The 17,516-nt window shown below is 42.8% G+C and carries 10 protein-coding genes and 2 pseudogenes; 10 read left to right on the top strand and 2 right to left on the bottom strand.

Annotated features, from left to right (window positions below; genetic code table 11):
* Positions 1-143: 143 nt before the first annotated feature.
* A complete protein-coding gene (locus RFK25_RS09645) occupies positions 144-653 on the bottom strand; it encodes a TetR/AcrR family transcriptional regulator (protein WP_332413198.1) in 510 nt (169 codons plus the stop codon).
* Positions 654-794: 141 nt separating this feature from the next.
* On the opposite strand from RFK25_RS09645, the gene RFK25_RS09640 reads away from it, so the two are divergent.
* The 10 genes and pseudogenes from RFK25_RS09640 to RFK25_RS09595 form a co-directional block, all read left to right on the top strand.
* Positions 795-1,913, top strand: coding sequence for a pectin acetylesterase-family hydrolase (locus RFK25_RS09640; protein ID WP_332413197.1), 1,119 nt, complete (start codon positions 795-797; stop codon positions 1,911-1,913).
* A gap of 8 nt (positions 1,914-1,921) precedes the next feature.
* The gene (locus RFK25_RS09635) at positions 1,922-2,941 is read left to right on the top strand and encodes an alpha/beta hydrolase (protein ID WP_332413196.1); all 1,020 of its coding nucleotides are present in this window, start codon (positions 1,922-1,924) and stop codon (positions 2,939-2,941) included.
* A 1-nt stretch (position 2,942) separates the two neighbouring features.
* The gene (locus RFK25_RS09630; protein ID WP_332413194.1) at positions 2,943-3,542 is read left to right on the top strand and encodes a DUF1349 domain-containing protein; all 600 of its coding nucleotides are present in this window, start codon (positions 2,943-2,945) and stop codon (positions 3,540-3,542) included.
* Between the two features lie 114 nt (positions 3,543-3,656).
* Positions 3,657-4,940, top strand: a complete 1,284-nt coding sequence (gene tig / locus RFK25_RS09625; RefSeq protein WP_332413193.1) for a trigger factor — start codon at positions 3,657-3,659, stop codon at positions 4,938-4,940.
* A gap of 141 nt (positions 4,941-5,081) precedes the next feature.
* Positions 5,082-6,002, top strand: a complete 921-nt coding sequence (locus RFK25_RS09620) for a metal ABC transporter solute-binding protein, Zn/Mn family (RefSeq protein WP_332413192.1) — start codon at positions 5,082-5,084, stop codon at positions 6,000-6,002.
* 21 nt (positions 6,003-6,023) lie between these two features.
* Positions 6,024-8,951, top strand: a complete 2,928-nt coding sequence (locus RFK25_RS09615) for a pneumococcal-type histidine triad protein (protein ID WP_332413191.1) — start codon at positions 6,024-6,026, stop codon at positions 8,949-8,951.
* A 179-nt stretch (positions 8,952-9,130) separates the two neighbouring features.
* Positions 9,131-13,690 carry a S8 family serine peptidase gene (locus tag RFK25_RS09610; protein ID WP_332413189.1) on the top strand — a complete coding sequence of 1,520 codons (4,560 nt, stop codon included), beginning with the start codon at positions 9,131-9,133 and terminating at the stop codon, positions 13,688-13,690.
* A 140-nt stretch (positions 13,691-13,830) separates the two neighbouring features.
* Positions 13,831-14,412 carry a DNA-directed RNA polymerase subunit delta gene (gene rpoE / locus RFK25_RS09605; RefSeq protein WP_332413187.1) on the top strand — a complete coding sequence of 194 codons (582 nt, stop codon included), beginning with the start codon at positions 13,831-13,833 and terminating at the stop codon, positions 14,410-14,412.
* A 165-nt stretch (positions 14,413-14,577) separates the two neighbouring features.
* A complete protein-coding gene (locus tag RFK25_RS09600) occupies positions 14,578-16,182 on the top strand; it encodes a CTP synthase (protein WP_332413185.1) in 1,605 nt (534 codons plus the stop codon).
* Between the two features lie 253 nt (positions 16,183-16,435).
* Positions 16,436-16,828: pseudogene (locus tag RFK25_RS09595) on the top strand (IS110 family transposase); the annotation flags it as partial.
* Positions 16,829-16,856: 28 nt separating this feature from the next.
* On the opposite strand, the pseudogene RFK25_RS09590 reads toward RFK25_RS09595, so the two are convergent.
* Positions 16,857-17,169, bottom strand: a pseudogene (locus RFK25_RS09590) (helix-turn-helix domain-containing protein); the annotation flags it as partial.
* Between the last annotated feature and the right edge of the window lie 347 nt (positions 17,170-17,516).

Genomic DNA, 17,516 nt, shown 5'->3' with positions numbered 1-17,516 from the left:
TAGATTTCGATTTTGTCTTCATAGCTCAATTTCATAAAAATAGCACCCCAAATGTTAGATTTTTTCTGTCTAACTTTTGGGGTGCAGTTCATTGTCTAAGTCTTTTTTTGCTTGGTCTTGTCAAGTCAGTTGATAAGCTTGCCCTATTGCTCTCCCATCAACCGCATGATGTCATCAGGGCTTTCCTTACAGCCTCTAGCAACCCAGGTTTTAAGCACTCGGAAAAATCCTCCTACGATAAATTGCAGGTGAAAATCATCAGTCAAGTCCCTCAGCCTTTCTTTGAAATAGCGATCCAAGACCTCCTCGAGCAAGTAGTCCAAATGGTTGGCTGTCAATAAGCGAATCTTATCCTGTTGCTCATACCAAAAGTCAAAAAATTGCCGTAAAGCTAGTAAGAGATGAGCATCTGACCAATCAGACAAGTCAATCTGCCGATCGGTCAACCAGGCTTGTAACTCCATGTTAAATGACCGTTCGAGCACCTCTTCCTTATTAGAAAAGTTTCGGTAAAATGTCACTCGACCGACGCCAGCTCGCTCCACCAACTCTGACACACTAATCTTTTCAAAGGATTTGTCTTCTAGTAACTCCCACAGAGCCTCCACGACACACTCTACAAATAACGACTCTTTCCTCTTCACTCTTTCCATGCGAAACACTTCCTTTCATTTGTTTCCTTTTGGGCAAATAGCAGAGCGGGGACTAGTTTTCCCACTGTTCATCTGCTATACTAATAAAAAACGAAACACTTGTTTCCAAAAATATACCATAAAGGACAGAAAAAAGAAAGTATGAAAAAAGTTTGGAAAATAGTAGCGGCTGTAACAGTTGTTCTAGCCTTGCTTGGTTTTATTGCCTACAAAAAGACATTTGGTTGGTCAGCTCCTGAGCTTGTTGACCAGACCCCACAAGTGAATGAATGGTACCGCCTCAGTCCCGAAGGGGTTGTAGATTCTCAGGGCAATCAGGCACATGGCCTGCTTCGTATCGGTAAAGAGAAGAATAAGGTGATGGTCTATTTCTTTGGTGGTGGTGTGAGTATCAATGAAGAGACTGCTAGTGGAGGGACTCAATATTATGCGACTACAACTGCTAACCAAGATTATGTCGCAAAATGGGGAATTGGTAGTTCGCAGGAAGATAATCCATTTAAGGACTGGACTATGATTGTGCTTCCGTATGGGACAGGAGATTTTCATGTTGGCACACAGAATTTTACTTACGTAGATGATAAAGGTAAGGAACAAACGATTTATCATCAGGGTTATAATAATTTGTCAAGTATATTAGCAGTAGCCAAACCGCACGTTGGCAATCCCGATACACTTCTGGTGACTGGATTTTCAGCTGGCGGATTTGCGACCTCACTGCTAGCGGATGATGTCATTTCTCATTTTCCGACAGCGAAAAATGTCACCGTTGCAGTGGACAGTTCTTTTTTGAGACATGATAATTGGAAAAGCATAGCAGAAAATGTCTGGAAGACACCGACTTCCATTAGTGATCGTCTGCATTCAGACAATCTTGTTTTAGATAGCTTAGTAGCCCTCCATGAGAAACGCGGGAATAGTGTTAAGATATTGTTTGATATTTCCTATCGAGATGGAATTCTTCAGCAATATCAGGCCTATATTGACCAAGGGAAACTAGCAGATGCAACAGAAGAGAGTAGTGACCACTTTCAAAAAGAACTTAAAAAAATGATTCAAGAACTGCAATCTAAGATTGATGGTGTGGGTATTTTTATCTGGAACTATGGTCAAGATGAAAAGACCACAGCTACTCAGCACACCACCATTAACTTCTCAACATTCTTTACCCCTATGTCTCAAGACACGAGTGTGGCTGATTGGCTACATGATGCTGTCAATGGACAGGTAAACAGTTATGGATTAGAACTATTAGATTAGGAGAACTCATGAAAAAATTCAAAAAAATTATCTTATGGATCCTTGGGATTGTAGCTAGTCTTGGTCTCATTGCCTATGTGTCCGTTACCAATCATCCGCAGTTGGTAGTCGGTGTCATTCAATCGTTTATGTACAAGGAGAGTTCGCCGAACTCTTACAGTCCTCTTTATGACCCCATTGATGGTCTGAAAGAGAATGGTCAGTATTTGAAAAGTGAGATTGCCTATAGCAAGGACTACCCCAACAGTTTTTTAGATATTACCTATCCAGACCAAAATTTTGAAGCTGACCGTCCAACCCTCTTCTATTTCCACGGTGGTGGTTTCTTTGGAGGTAGTAAAAATATGGGGGACCCTCTGGCTGCCAGCCAAGCCACCTATCTCATTGACGATATCGTGTCAAAAGGATATAATGTGGTCAATGTTGACTATGCCCTTGTACCAGACTATCATTTTCCAACGCCGGTGATTCAAATGAATCAGGCTATCGCCTACATGAAGGAACATGCTGAAGAATACCATTTGAACATGGACAATGTCGTCTTGATGGGTTCATCAGCAGGTGCCATCATGGTAGCACAATACGGTAGCCTCTTAGCCAACAATGATTACGCTCAGCTATTGAACATTGAACCAAGTATTGCAAAAGAACATGTCAAGGCTTTGGTCATCGACGATGCTCCCTTAGATTATGCCAAATTTAGCTTAAGCACGAAGCTCTTGGTTGGAAATTATGTTTCAGGAACCATTTATCTAAGTGAGGAAGAAATCAATGCCTATAACCCTATTTCACATGTGAACAAGGACTACCCAGCAAGTTTCCTTCTGGGAAGCGAATATCGAACAGATATGGTGTCGCTCAATAAAGCCTTGAAGCAAGCGGGAGTTGAAAATGAATTGGTCGATCCTTTGGCAGAAGAAGGGCTTGAAAAGCCACATGGTTTTGTGGCGAATTTGCGAAGTGACCCGGTATCTGCCAAAGCATTTGAGCGGATGATGACTTTTATAGACGAACGAACTAAGGAGTAACATGAACAATAAAAATTTTTACTGGGTGCGAGAACCAGAAAATTATCAGATTTCGGAAAAAGAAATTAGAATCACAACCCAAGCTCATACAGACTTGTGGCAGAAGACCTACTACCATTTTGTCAATGATAATGCTCCCCTGCTCCTGATGGACACGGAGGAAGAGTATTTTTCCTTTACGGTTAAGACGGATTTTTCCAATAGCCATACCCGTTTTGATCAGTGTGGTGTAGTAGTCTATCAGGATTCGGAAAACTGGATTAAGGGCTCGATTGAGTATGAAAATGAAGATTTTCAGCATTTGGGCAGCGTTGTGACCAATCAGGGCTTTTCAGATTGGGCGACCCAGGAAATTCCTGCTTCTGTCAAGTCAATCTACTACCGTTTGAGCCGACGGGGCAGTGATTTCTGCATCGAAAATTCTAAAGACGGTGTTCATTTTGAGCAGATGCGAATCTGCCACCTGCATGAAGGCAATGGTAAAATCCATTTCGGTATCTACGCCTGTTCACCGGAAGACTCTTCTTTTGAAGCGATCTTTTCAGAAATGACCTTGACAGACTGCAAATGGTTAGCCCACGACGGTCAACAACCAGACTAGAAGATTGGGCAGAAGCTCCGCCATTTACCAAAAGTCCGTCATAAAATCGTTGAAATCCTTGTTAATTGTGTTATAATGAAGAGTATGCAATAAAATTTTAAGGAGAATGACAGAATGTCTGTATCATTTGAAGCAAAAGAAACAAACCGCGGCGTTTTGACTTTCACAATCGGTCAAGATGCTATCAAACCAGAATTGGACCGCGTTTTCAACAAAGTTAAGAAAGATATCAATCTTCCAGGTTTCCGTAAAGGTCACTTGCCACGTGCCGTTTTCAACCAAAAATTTGGTGAAGAAGCACTTTATCAAGATGTTGTAAATGCATTGTTACCAGCAGCTTATGAAGCAGCGGTTGCAGAAGCTGGTCTTGAAGTCGTTGCACAACCAAAAATCGACGTTGTGTCTATGGAAAAAGGTCAAGACTGGACAATCACTGCGGAAGTTGTGACAAAACCTGAAGTAAAATTGGGTGACTACAAAAACTTGGCAGTTTCAGTAGAAGCTACTAAAGAAGTAACAGATGAAGAAGTTGATGCAAAAATCGAAGCTGCACGCAACAACTTGGCTGAATTGGTCATCAAAGAAGGACCAGCAGCTGAAGGCGATACAGTTGTTATCGACTTTGTAGGTTCAATCGACGGCGTTGAATTTGACGGCGGAAAAGGTGAGAACTTCTCACTTGGACTTGGTTCAGGTCAATTCATCCCAGGCTTTGAAGCACAATTGGTAGGTCACGCAGCTGGTGAAGAAGTAAACGTTGAAGTGACTTTCCCAGAAGACTACCAAGCAGCAGACCTTGCTGGTAAACCAGCCCTCTTCGTGACAAAAATCCACGAAGTAAAAGCAAAAGAAGTTCCAGCTTTGGATGACGAATTGGCAAAAGACATCGACGAAGAAGTAGAAACGCTTGATGAGTTGAAAGCTAAGTACCGCAAAGAATTGGAAGCATCAAAAGAAGTTGCCTTTGACGATGCAGTTGAATCAGCGGCTCTTGAATTGGCTGTAGAAAACGCTGAAATCGTTGAATTGCCAGAAGAAATGATCCACGAAGAAGTTCACCGTGCAATCAATGAATTCTTGGGTGGTATGCAACAACAAGGTATCTCACCAGATATGTACTTCCAAATCACTGGTACAACTCGTGATGACCTTCATAAACAATACGAAGCTGATGCTGAAAAACGCACTAAGACTAACTTGGTTGTTGAAGCAGTAGCGAAAGCAGAAGGCTTTGAAGCAACTGATGCTGAAATCGAGAAAGAAATCGAAGACTTGGCAGCTACTTACCGTATGGAAGTGGCACAAGTTCGTAGCTTGCTTTCACCAGAAATGCTTAAACACGACATCGCTGTGAAGAAAGCTGTAGAAGTAATCACAAGCACTGCAACTGTAAAATAATGTAAATTGGAAACTCGACTTGGTCGGGTTTTTTTTTTTTTTTTGATAAATTAGTATATATTTCCAAAAATACCTGACCGGTTAATTGTTTTGTGGTATAAACTTAACTGGTTAATGTTTTTTTTGTGAAAAGGAGGAAATATGCTAAAGAAAATACTTGGAGCCTGTCTTTCTGTTCTAGCTGGTTTGTGCTTGATGGCTTGCTCGGTTCAGAAAGAGGCTAGTCAGGTTCAGTCAGGAATGCGGATTGTGACATCATTTTACCCTATTTATTCACTGGTTAAGGAAGTATCAGGAGATAAGAATGATGTTCGGATGATTGGTTCGCGTTCGGGAATCCATTCTTACGAACCATCAGCAGCGGACATACGGGCCATTTATGATGCAGATGTCTTTATTTATCACTCAAGGATTTTAGAGTCATGGGCAGGGCGCTTGGACCCAAATTTACAGGGTTCGTCTGTCCAGGTCTTAGAAGCATCTACAAGTCTGCCATTGTCAAAAGTGCCTGGTTTAGAAGATATGGAAGCTGGTCAGGGGATTGATGAGGTGAGTTTATATGATCCCCACACCTGGCTGGATCCTGTTTTGGTCGGACAGGAAGCCCTTGAAATTGGGGAACTTTTGGCAGAGAGTGATCCTGAAAATGCGGATTATTATCGGAAAAATGCTAAGGCTTTGGATGAGAATGCCAAAAAGTTGGCGGACAAATATATTCCAATCTTTGCTAAGGCCAGTTCAAAAACCTTCGTGACCCAACACACTGCCTTTTCCTATACTGCCCAGCGCTTCGGTCTAAAGCAGTTGGGGATAGCAGGGGTGTCTGAGGAAGAACCTAGCCCAAGGCAGTTGGCAGAGATTAAAGACTTTGTCGACACATACAAGGTACAAACGATTTTTACCGAAAAGGGAACGTCGGATAAATTGGCTAAGGCTCTGGCAACTTCGACAGGTGTAGACTTGAAGGTCTTGGATCCTCTTGAGGCCGATCCAGAAAATAACTTGACCTATTTAGAAAACTTAGAGCAGGTTTTAGAAACTCTTGCTCAAGAATTGAAATAATAATCACATAAAGGAGAGAAGATGAAAAAGAAAGCAGTCGTTGGCTCGGTAGCCGCCCTTGTTTTGGGGATGAGTTTGTGTAGCTACCAGTTGGGTCGTTATCAGGCGACAGAAGAACAAAAAAATCGAGTGTCCTATATTGAAGATAGTCAGAAGGAAGAGTCGCTGGTTGCGGAGCAATTAACTCCGGAACAGGTTTCGGCCAAGGAAAATATTGATGCTGAGCAGATTGTTGTCAAAATTACAGACCAAGGTTATGTGACATCTCACGGAGATCATTTCCATTATTACAATGGCAAGGTGCCTTTCGATGCCATCTTTAGTGAAGAATTGGTCATGAAGGATCCGAATTATGTCCTTCAAGATAGTCACATTATCAATGAGGTTCAAGATGGCTACGTTATCAAGGTAGATGGGAAATACTACCTTTACTTGAAAGATGCCAAACAGCAGAAAAATGTTCGGAGCAAGGAAGAAGTTGAACGACAAAAAGGAATTACATCGGCTGATAGCAAGCAACAGGCGACAGGTTCTAGCCATTCAGACGGTCCTTACAAGACTGACGATGGTTATGTCTTTAATCCGACAGATGTCATCGAAGATACCGGTGATGGCTTTATTGTTCCTCATGGGGACCATTTCCATTTTATTCCTAAAAAAGACCTCTCTGCCTCTGAATTGAAAGCTGCTCAGGATTACTGGAATAAAAAGTCTGGGAACCAGTCAGGTGCTGGGAGTCATTATGGAACTCCTACCCAGAAAGTTCGGCTGGAAACTCCTGTTTCAGTACAGGGACAAGATTTGGCTAGCTTGTTGGCTCAGCTGGATGCGACGCCGTTATCCCAACGTCATGTGGAAGCAGATGGCCTGGTCTTTGATCCAAGAACCATAACTAAGAAAACTGCGACAGGTGTTGTTGTTCCCCATGGAGATCACCATCATTTCATCCCTTATAGTCAGATGTCAGCCTTGGAGGAAAAGATTGCCCGAATGATTGGCACGAGTGGTGCAAGCATCGGCCAAGCAAATGGTGGTACTAGACACCAAGCTACTAGTCATCAGGGTCATTCCAATCCAACACCCAATCCAACACCCAATCCAACACCAAGTCCAACCTTGCCAAATAGTCCAACCAAGACGACAGAGACTGCCAAACAACAAACTCGTATGTGGCAGGGGCGTCCGATAGCTGTTTATGGTAAGGGGTTGGATGGCAAAGCTTACTTTACTAGTGATGGTTATCAGTTCAGCAAGGCTTCGATTACCTCTGTTGATGAACATGGCTTGATTGCAAGCCACGGAGATCACTTCCATTATGTTGGTCTTGGTGAATTGGAAGACTTTGAAATCAGGCAAGTGGAAGAGTGGGTGAAGGAGCAAACAGGTGCTCCTGTATTATTGACAAAACCAATACATAATCTAATTATTGACAGTCCACTACCATCTCAACCGACAAGTCCATTAGAAACGGATAAGCCCAAGGAAAATCAAGTGTTTGTTCCGTCTGGCAGTATAGTTTCAGCAGGAGTGAAGGCTGCAGAAACAGAAAAGCCTACGGTTGAAACAAGCACACCCTTAGAAGAGAATCGTCCAGACTTTGACTATAAATTGGTCACAGGCAAGGAAAGATTGAATGGCAAGGTTGTCTATCATGTTCTGCAAGCAGGTAAGACTTATTCTTATAGCCGTGACGAATTGGATTGGATGAAAATCTCATTTGCAGAATTGACCTTATCAGAAAAAGATAAACAATATATCTTTGACATTGCTCCGTTGGCTGAAGGAGATCTTCAACCTGCCATGTTGGTCACTATGGACAAGCTTCCAATGAGGGGGGCTAATGCGACTTACGATACGGGTACTTCCTTTGTCATTCCTCACATAGACCATATCCATGTTCTGCCTTATACTTGGTTGAGCAAGGAACAAATTGCGACCATTCGTTACATCATGCAACATCCGGATGTTCGTCCATCAGCTTGGACAATAGCTGGGCATGGCGATGGAGAAACGGCTGAAGAGGTTCCGTTGATTTTAAATGCTATACCGAAAGCAGAGCGTCAAGGCTTGAAAAATTGGCAGATTGTTTATACTGCTGAAGAAGTCATGGCTGCGCGTGCGCAGGGTAAGTTTGCGACCAATGATGGTTATATCTTTGCGGCAGAAGATGTCTTGGATCCAGCCAGCTTTATCTTTAGTCAAGCCTTTAGCATTCCGAGAGCGACAGGAGGTTCTTTACGCTCAGTAGCCAAAAAAGATCTCTCACAAGAGGAACTAGCAGCTGTAGAAGCTCTTCTTAATAAACGCGATGCGGAAGAATTGGCCAAACGTGTGACGCCGCTTGATAGACGGGCAGGTTTGAAAAACTGGCAAATTGTCCATTCGGCAGAGGAATTGGCAACCGCCAAGGCAGCAGGGAAGTACATAACAAAAGACGGCTATATTTTTGACACGCAAGATGTTTTGGATCCAAAAACCAAGGTATCTCAAACAGCCTTCCGAATCCCTAGAGCGGATGGTTCAGGTTTCTACCGTGTAGAAAAAACGGCCCTCCATCCGCAAACGGAATTGGCACCAGCAGAGGCCATGCTAGCATCCAATGCACCAGTTGTAGTAGAGCCCCCTCAGCCGACCACACCTACAGAAGCAGGGACTCAACTAAGCGTTTCGTCTATTATTGCAACGCCAGCCCAACGTTTTGCATCGGAAGAAAAAACAGACACATCTGACAGTCAAGAAAGTGGTCAATCGCAAGAAACCGAGGTTGAAACTAGCCCGTCAAGTGAAATGCCGACGGATGTAACTTCAGAAACAACCCCTGCTGTAGAAGAGCCAGTCAAGGAGTTAGCGGCACCATCTGAATTAGTTCCTCCAGTTGAACCAGTAACTTCATCAGTTGTTTCGATAGAAAGTATAGAAAGCAGGTTAACGGATTCTGTTTCAGAATAAAAAATGAGCTTTTGCAACCTCTTGAATGGTCGGCACTATGCTAGTCATTTAAGTGGAAGGCAGAAGCTTTCTTTATATTTTTCAAAAAAATCTGAAAATTCAGTATTGTCCAGAAAGCGATTTCGTGATAAAATATTTTTTGTATGTAGAATACAAATCTAAAAAAGGAGGTTATGTTTATGGCAAATCGCAATTTGGTCAATCGACTATTGAAGGCAAGCAGTTTATTGACTCTTTTGACGGCTACAACTTATGTGGCAGTGCCTGTTTTAGCGAATGAAACCAATACACTTCCGCTTGTAACAGTGGATAACTCAATGGTCCATTCTGTAGAAACAGACCTAGCTCCAGTGGCTGATCAAGGTTTAGATCTGTCATTGACGGAGAAAGAAGAATATGTTGGCGAAACCCAGTTAGTTTCTAATATGGCTGAACCAGCTTCAAGTGTAGTTGAACCAGTTACTGACCAGGCTCAGACAGAGGATGTGGTTGGGGCTGCTGTTCTTGTTACAGAGAATGTAGAGCCTGTAGTCACTGATTCGGGGTCTACCCTGGATAATTCTGCTTCTGCTACCGAGCTTTCTGGAAGCGAGGAAGTGCTTTCAGAGGAGAGCAATGCTCTCATCAATGTTCCTACTGTCTGGGAGGCAGGCAACAAGGGAGAAGGGATGGTCATTGCCATTGTCGATTCTGGTATTGATGTGGAGCACGATGCCTATCGTCTGACAGATATCACAAAGGCCAAATATCAAAGCGAAGAAGAGTTTGCGGCAGTAAAAGAGCAGGCGGGTATTCATTACGGTCAATGGTACAGTGAGAAAATCGTCTTTGCTTATAATTACCTTGATACAAATAATGAGGTAAAAGAAAGCAAGGAGGCCACTCACGGAGGTCACGTTGCAGGTATTGCAGCAGGAAATCCTTCTCAGGAAGATAGCATTGGGCAAAAGATTGTGGGTGTAGCACCTGAAGCTCAGCTCATGTTTATGCGTGTCTTTTCAGAGAATTTTGGTGATGGAACCCAGCCCTTCCTTTATATCCGAGCGATTGAAGACGCTGTCAAGTTGGGTGCTGATGTCATTAACTTGAGCTTAGGTTCGGCAGCAGGTTCTTTGATTGATGCCAGTGTCGCTTTAAACCAAGCTATTGAAGATGCCAAGAAACGTGGAGTGTCCGTTGTTATTGCGGCGGGTAACGACCGTGTTTGGGGAGATGGACAGGATAATCCTTGGGTTGAAAATCCAGATTATGGTCTAGTAGCCTCTCCGGCAGCAGCTAAGGATTCCATTGCGGTGGCTTCTTTCAATAATACCCATGTTGTTAAAGACGTCTTCACCATTCGAGGTATGGAAAACCAGCCAGCATTTAATAATGGTAAGGGAACCTACACTCAGCCTAGCGGTCTTCCAGACTTTGATGCCAGCAAAGAGTACGGTTATATCTTTGTCGGTATTGGTAATCCAGAAGATTTTCAAGGGAAAGACCTTAATGGCAAAGTCGCTCTGATCCAACGTGGTACGATTTCGTTTGATGCTAAGATTGCTGAAGCCAAGAAAAATGGAGCAGTTGGAGCAGTTATTTTCAATAACATTGATACAGGTAATGACCTATCAATGGCGGTAACCTCAAGAGAAGCTCGTTCTATCCCATCTATCTTTATTCCTAAAGCACTTGGTTTGGAATTGGCAGATAAATCAGGTACAGACACCTACAAGCTAGTGTTTGACAAGAAGAAAGCCATGATGGAAAATCCAGAGGGCAATCGGATGTCTGAATTTACCAGCTGGGGTTTAACGGCAGATGGTGAGTTGAAACCGGATGTTACTGCACCGGGTGGAGCTATTTATTCCAGTATCAATGATGGCAAGTATGCTAGCATGAACGGTACGTCCATGGCTTCTCCGCATGTTGCAGGTGCTGTAGCCCTTATTAAAAAAGGATTGATGGAGAGATATCCTGACTTGACAGGACAAGCTCTTCAAGACCGTATCAAGCAAGTCTTGATGTCAACAGCTCGTCCACACTTTGATGCGACTGCCAATGCTTATGTTTCACCAAGACAGCAAGGTTCAGGTTTGATTGATGTTCCAGCGGCTATTGCGACAGACTTGTATGTTTTAGGTAGTGAAGGGTATCCGAGCATTTCACTAGGTAATGTCCAAGACATCTTCAGCTTTGATGTGACGCTCTACAATACATCTGACAAGGCTCAGACTGTTACCTACAAGACACACTTGAATACGGATGCTGTTGAGAACGGTACATTCAGCTTGACGCCACGGGAATTGACACAGGTTGAGGGCCAGGAAATTACTGTCGATGCACATTCTAGCAAGACAGTGACTATCTCTTTAGATGCGTCTAGTTATGCAGAGGAACTGGCTCAATTGATGCCAAATGGTTATTATTTGGAAGGTTTTGTTCGCTTCCTAAATAAAGATGATCAAATGGATCTGGTCAGTCTTCCATTCGTTGGTTTCCGAGGGAAATTCCAAGATTTGGCAGTTTTAGAGAAATCGATTTATGATTTTTCTACCGAGGAAGCTCCTTTCTATACAGAAAATGATTTCTCTGTGACAGGTGGTTTGGCAGTAGATGAGAAAAACTTCTACACAGCCTTGTTATCTGGTAAAGCGGAATTTAACCACGAAACAGGTGAACATGGTGTTCAATCTCCATTTATCTTGGGTAGTTTTGAGGATGCAGACGGAAATTTCCTCTTGAAAAAAGATGAGAATGGCCAGCCAATCCTCGCTCTTTCTCCAAATGGAGACGGAAACCGAGATGGAATTGTTTTCCGTGGCGTATTCCTTCGTAACTTCCGTAATTTGCAGGCGACAGTTTATGCTGCAGATGATACAGAACGTAAGACACCATTATGGCAAGGGGACTCAATCAGCGGACCGAAGAATTTCTATGCTGGTCGTCCTACTAATCCACGTGCACATTTGATTGAAACATCTGCCTGGGAAGGTAAGGATAAGAACGGTCAAGATTTGCCAGATGGTAAGTATCAATACGTTATTTCATACCTGCCTGAAATATCTGGTGCCAAGGAGCAATTCATTACCTATACCATTGAATTGAATCGTGTCCGACCTGCTATTACAACGGGTGTTGTGGATATGGAGGCAATGACCTTTAAACCACGTGCTCCGATTGCCTATGGTATGCCTATTTACCGTGAGCGTGTATATTATGTTATCCATACAAAAGATGAGAATGGGCAACCAGTAGAAATTGAAGATCCTAATAACATTGGTCCAACTGGTCGTCCATTGAAAGAAGTATTGACCCAGCCACGTCGTGTCTATGTACAGCCAGATGAAAATGGAGTGTATCAATTGCCGACAGAGGACATTTTAGGTCGTCCACTAGACATTTCTAGCTTCTTCTATGCAGTAGAGGACCAGGCGGGTAATGTTTTAAGTGCAAACCTATCTGAATTTGCAGAAGTGCCAAGCGACCATGGGGTTGTTGTTGTACAGATTATCAATGATCAGACTGATCAAGAATACCCAACTGCCTATAATTATATTATTAGAGATGCAGAAGGAAATCAGCTTGAGTTATTGAAACCAGCTGGTCCGACAAGTAATATTCAATTGCTTCCATTTGGAACCTACACAGTTGAATTGCATTTGTTCGATAAGGATGAGGTGCGTCTCATTGACGGCGAGCCTCTCATAAAAACATTTACTGTTTCAGAAGAGAATAGTTTAGTTGGTATTGATTTCCGAGTAATTGCTGTAGATCGTTCTCCGGTTCTTGCAGATTTTGGTGGTCTGGTGCCAGAAGGAACTAAAGTATATTTGGTTAATCAGAGTGGAGAAGAGCTGGAGCTTACTCGTGCTCGTTATGCTCCGGAAGTCTTTGAACGTTTGGTTACACATGGGGACTATTCAGTCCGCATTGAAGTGCCTACAGGCTATGGTGTGGTAGATACTCCGACGACTTATAAGGTCGAAGAGGCAGTTCGCAACTATTTGAATCTGATTTTGACAGCCAAGGGAGACATTGAAAATGGAGGAAAATCTCTCACAAACGATGCTCCAGTTCTCCCATCCTTTGACCTGTCAGCAGATACAGATAGCGATGGCTTTAGCAACCAAGTAGAGTTGGAGCAAGGTTCTGACTATGCTGATGCAGCTTCAGTTCCAGTTGTAACAGCCAAAGGTGAGCCAACATTCTTTGAATTACCAGTCGGTCATTTGGCTATGAATGGTTCCTCTGTAACGGCCCCAGTCCTTCCGGTCTTTGACCTGTCAGCCGATACGGACGGCGATGGCTTTAGCAACCAAGTAGAGTTGGAGCAAGGTTCTGGTTATGCAAATGCAGGTTCAGTTCCAGTTGTGACAGCCAAAGGTGAGCCAGCTTATCTAGAATTACCAGTCGGTCATTTGGAACTGACCGGTTCATCTGTAACTGCCCCAGCCCTTCCGACCTTTGATTTGACTGCAGATAGCGATGGCGATGGTTTTAGTAACCGAGTAGAGTTGGAGCAAGGTTCTGACTATGCAGTTGTAACTTCAAGACCTGAGAAGAGCCCGATACTTCCAGAAGTCATCAAGCCAGTTCCTGTGCCATCAGTAGCAGGAGAACAAGGTTCAGTGAAACAGATTTCTTCTACTAAAACCCTTCCAGCAACGGGAGTTGTAGAAAATATGAGTTTCTATCTTGTGGCTAGCTTGACAAGCCTATCCGCATTTCTTTTATTCAAAAAGAGAGAGGAAGCCTAGTTAGTCGCTAGGAAGAAAAAGAGGTCTAGTTTGGCAGTGCCGACTAGGCTTTTCTTTTCTAAAAAAAAAATTCACTTATCTTTGACTAATTAAGATATTTAGCGTAAAATAGAAAGGAAAGACAAAAAAGGAGAAGAGCCTTGGAATTAAACGTATTTGCAGGACAAGAAAAAAGTGAACTTTCCATGATTGAAGTAGCCCGTGCTATTTTGGAAGAACGCGGACGTGACAATGAAATGTACTTCAATGATTTGGTCAATGAAATTCAAAACTACCTTGAAAAATCAAACAGTGACATTCGTGCGGCCTTGCCAACTTTCTATTCAGATTTGAATGTGGATGGTAGCTTCATTCCATTAGGTGAAAACAAATGGGGTCTTCGTTCATGGTATGCAATCGATGAAATCGATGAAGAAGTGATTACTCTTGAGGAAGACGATGAAGATGCACCGAAACGCAAGAAAAAACGCGTCAATGCTTTCATGGACGGTGATGAGGATGCGATTGACTATGGTCATGATGACCCAGAAGATGAGGATGATTATTCAGATGTTTCATCATCTGAATACGATGATGAAAACCCGGATGACGAGAAGGACGAAGTAGAATCTTACGACTCTGAAATCAACGAAATCATTCCTGAGGATGATTTGGATGAAGAAACGGTTGATTTGGGTGAGGAAGACGATGATTTCTCAGATGAGGAAGGTATTGACGAATAGTTATATAAAATTGTATTTGACAAGCCCTTAAATTTTCGATAATATTATATCGGGCACCTCTTTTGAGGTCGGAGCTCCCTAGTCAATAGGGAGCTATTTTTGTTTTTTCTTCAAGATGGTTAAAAAACACCCCGTCATTAAGAAGACAGCAGAGGAGGAGTTTGCATGACAAAATATATTTTTGTAACTGGTGGCGTTGTGTCATCGATTGGTAAGGGAATTGTAGCGGCGAGTTTGGGTCGTCTTTTGAAAAACAGAGGCTTAAAAGTTACCATTCAAAAATTCGATCCCTACATCAACATCGACCCAGGAACTATGAGTCCCTACCAACATGGGGAAGTATTTGTGACCGATGATGGTGCAGAAACTGACTTAGACCTTGGTCACTATGAGCGTTTTATCAATATCAACCTCAACAAATACTCCAATGTCACAACTGGTAAAATTTACAGCGAAGTCCTTCGTAAAGAACGCAAGGGAGAGTACCTAGGAGCCACTGTTCAGGTCATTCCACATATCACCGATGCTCTCAAGGACAAGATTAAGCGAGCGGCACGCACCACTGATGCAGATGTTATTATCACAGAAGTAGGTGGAACTGTCGGAGATATTGAAAGTTTGCCTTTCCTTGAAGCTCTCCGTCAGATGAAGGCAGATGTTGGCTCTGATAACGTTATGTACATTCATACGACCCTCTTGCCTTATCTCAAAGTGGCTGGAGAAATGAAAACCAAGCCAACCCAACATTCGGTCAAAGAACTGCGTGGACTGGGTATTCAACCAAATATGCTGGTGATTCGGACAGAACAGCCAGCCGGTCAAGGCATTAAAAATAAACTAGCCCAGTTCTGTGATGTGGCTCCAGAAGCGGTGATTGAATCATTGGATGTTGAACACCTTTACCAAATCCCGCTCAATATGCAGGCACAAAATATGGATCAGATTGTCTGTGACCATTTGAAATTGGATGTGCCACCAGCAGATATGACAGACTGGTCTGCCATGGTTGACAAGGTATTGAACCTCAAGAAAACAGTTAGGATTGCCCTTGTTGGAAAATACGTCGAGCTCCAAGATGCCTACATTTCAGTTGTAGAAGCCTTGAAACACTCAGGCTATGCCAATGATGTAGCAATTGAGTTGGATTGGGTCAATGCCAACGACTTGACGTCAGAAAATGTCGCTGAACGACTTGGACAAGCGCAAGGCATTCTCGTACCTGGAGGTTTTGGACAACGTGGTACGGAAGGAAAAATCCAAGCCATTCGCTATGCGCGGGAGAATGATGTGCCTATGTTAGGCGTCTGTTTGGGTATGCAGTTGACCTGTGTGGAATTTGCCCGCCACGTTCTTGGCTTAGAAGGAGCCAACAGTTTTGAATTGGATCCAGAAACTAAGTACCCTATTATTGATATCATGCGCGATCAAATTGGCGTCGAAGACTTAGGTGGAACACTTCGTTTAGGTTTGTATCCAAGTAAGCTTAAACGTGGTTCAAAAGCTGCGGCAGCCTATGACAATCAAGAAGTTGTCCAACGCCGTCACCGCCACCGTTACGAGTTTAACAATGACTTCCGTCAACAATTTGAAGAAGCTGGTTTTGTTTTCTCAGGTGTATCGCCAGATAACCGCTTGGTTGAGATTGTCGAAATTCCTGAGAACAAGTTCTTTGTTGCCTGTCAATATCACCCAGAACTCCAATCTCGCCCAAACCGTCCAGAGGGCCTCTATACCGCCTTCGTCACAGCTGCTGTTGAGAATGAAAAGTAAATAGGGAGAGGGAAAGACATCCATGATGGCTCCGCCCTCACCCACAGAATAATGAAAACGAACACAAAGCCCTCACTAGGTGTAACATCTTAGTGAGGGCTTTGTGGTTGCCGAGTTAATGATGTTAGTCATCGCGGGAAAAACTAACCCACTCTACTGGCGAGCACCCCAAAATATGCGATAGGCATGAGTATAAAAATACGACTAAAATTCGGTAGATAAGCTCTCTAATTTTTAGAAGGAGGGAATTATCATGGATGTTCTCTATCAATCTTGTGCAGGTATTGATGTCCATCAAGCCAATATTGTCGTCTGTATCCTATATGGACCACTTACCTCAACTCGTCCAAAGCGTGAGATGGCTACATTTGATACAACGACTAAAGGCCTACGTGCTTGCCACGATTTTCTCAATCAATTTCATGTGGAAGCTGTTGGTATGGAAAGCACAGGTGTTTATTGGCGACCTGTCTGGCATGCTCTATGTGATGACTTCGAGCTGATACTCGCTCAACCAGCTCAGATGAAGGCTATCCCAGGTCAGAAAATCGACAAGAAGGACGCTCACTGGATTGCCGAATTAACACGGATTGGTCTGCTTCCTCGGAGTCTCGTTCCTGATGAAACCATTCAAGAATTGAGGGAGTAAGGAAAATATTATGTGGAAAATTGAAATCGTGAAACCAATAGTAAATAGTTGAAATACCCACTGGAATTTGTTTCCTTCTAACCATCATTTCGGGTGAAAATTTTTGTTTATGATAGTGTAAAATCTTCTCTTTGATTTCTTTGGTTAAGATTATTTTTTTACCGACCGTTTTCGATTGTTTTGGTAAATAGTTGTGCGTAATCGACTGAATATACCTATTTATATTCCCAACTTCGTACTTGTTGTAAGGTTGTACCCCGATTGATTTCGTTATTGATGGTCTGAGGAGCTATTCCAAGTAAGTCGGCAATTTCACGAATGGACTTACCTTCTTTCTTCTATGTGTTTGTGGTGAACTACAAGTATACACAGAGGTGTTTTCTTGTGCCTTAAAATGAATATCCTTTGATAACAAGATCCCTGGAACCTGTTTTGGGAGCTAAACCAAGGCTACTATTAGCCTTGGCTACTTAGCCTAACAACTTCAAGCCTGTTATCAAATGAAATTACCAGCTTACTCAAAGATAGTGAAATAAATATTTTTGAGCAAGGTAAGGTGGCTAACTTCATTATAGAACTTTCAATGAAAAAATAACCCGTGTTGTAAAATGAAGTGCAACAAAAAAGACATGTTCGTCTGATATACTAGAATTCCCCAACTCAGTATAGAAAGCAGATGAACATG

The organism is Streptococcus sp. SS-4456, from assembly GCF_036680365.1.
Taxonomy (GTDB): domain Bacteria; phylum Bacillota; class Bacilli; order Lactobacillales; family Streptococcaceae; genus Streptococcus.
The sequence above is the reverse complement of the archived record's forward strand: the minus strand, read 5'-3'. Positions and strand labels throughout refer to the sequence as shown.

Bases quoted from the DNA above. Each gene is read 5' to 3' on its own strand.
- RFK25_RS09645 (WP_332413198.1), bottom strand. From the start codon at position 653: ATGGAAAGAGTGAAGAGGAAAGAGTCGTTATTTGTAGAGTGTGTCGTG.
- RFK25_RS09640 (WP_332413197.1), top strand. From the start codon at position 795: ATGAAAAAAGTTTGGAAAATAGTAGCGGCTGTAACAGTTGTTCTAGCC.
- RFK25_RS09635 (WP_332413196.1), top strand. From the start codon at position 1,922: ATGAAAAAATTCAAAAAAATTATCTTATGGATCCTTGGGATTGTAGCT.
- RFK25_RS09630 (WP_332413194.1), top strand. From the start codon at position 2,943: ATGAACAATAAAAATTTTTACTGGGTGCGAGAACCAGAAAATTATCAG.
- tig (WP_332413193.1), top strand. From the start codon at position 3,657: ATGTCTGTATCATTTGAAGCAAAAGAAACAAACCGCGGCGTTTTGACT.
- RFK25_RS09620 (WP_332413192.1), top strand. From the start codon at position 5,082: ATGCTAAAGAAAATACTTGGAGCCTGTCTTTCTGTTCTAGCTGGTTTG.
- RFK25_RS09615 (WP_332413191.1), top strand. From the start codon at position 6,024: ATGAAAAAGAAAGCAGTCGTTGGCTCGGTAGCCGCCCTTGTTTTGGGG.
- RFK25_RS09610 (WP_332413189.1), top strand. From the start codon at position 9,131: ATGGCAAATCGCAATTTGGTCAATCGACTATTGAAGGCAAGCAGTTTA.
- RFK25_RS09600 (WP_332413185.1), top strand. From the start codon at position 14,578: ATGACAAAATATATTTTTGTAACTGGTGGCGTTGTGTCATCGATTGGT.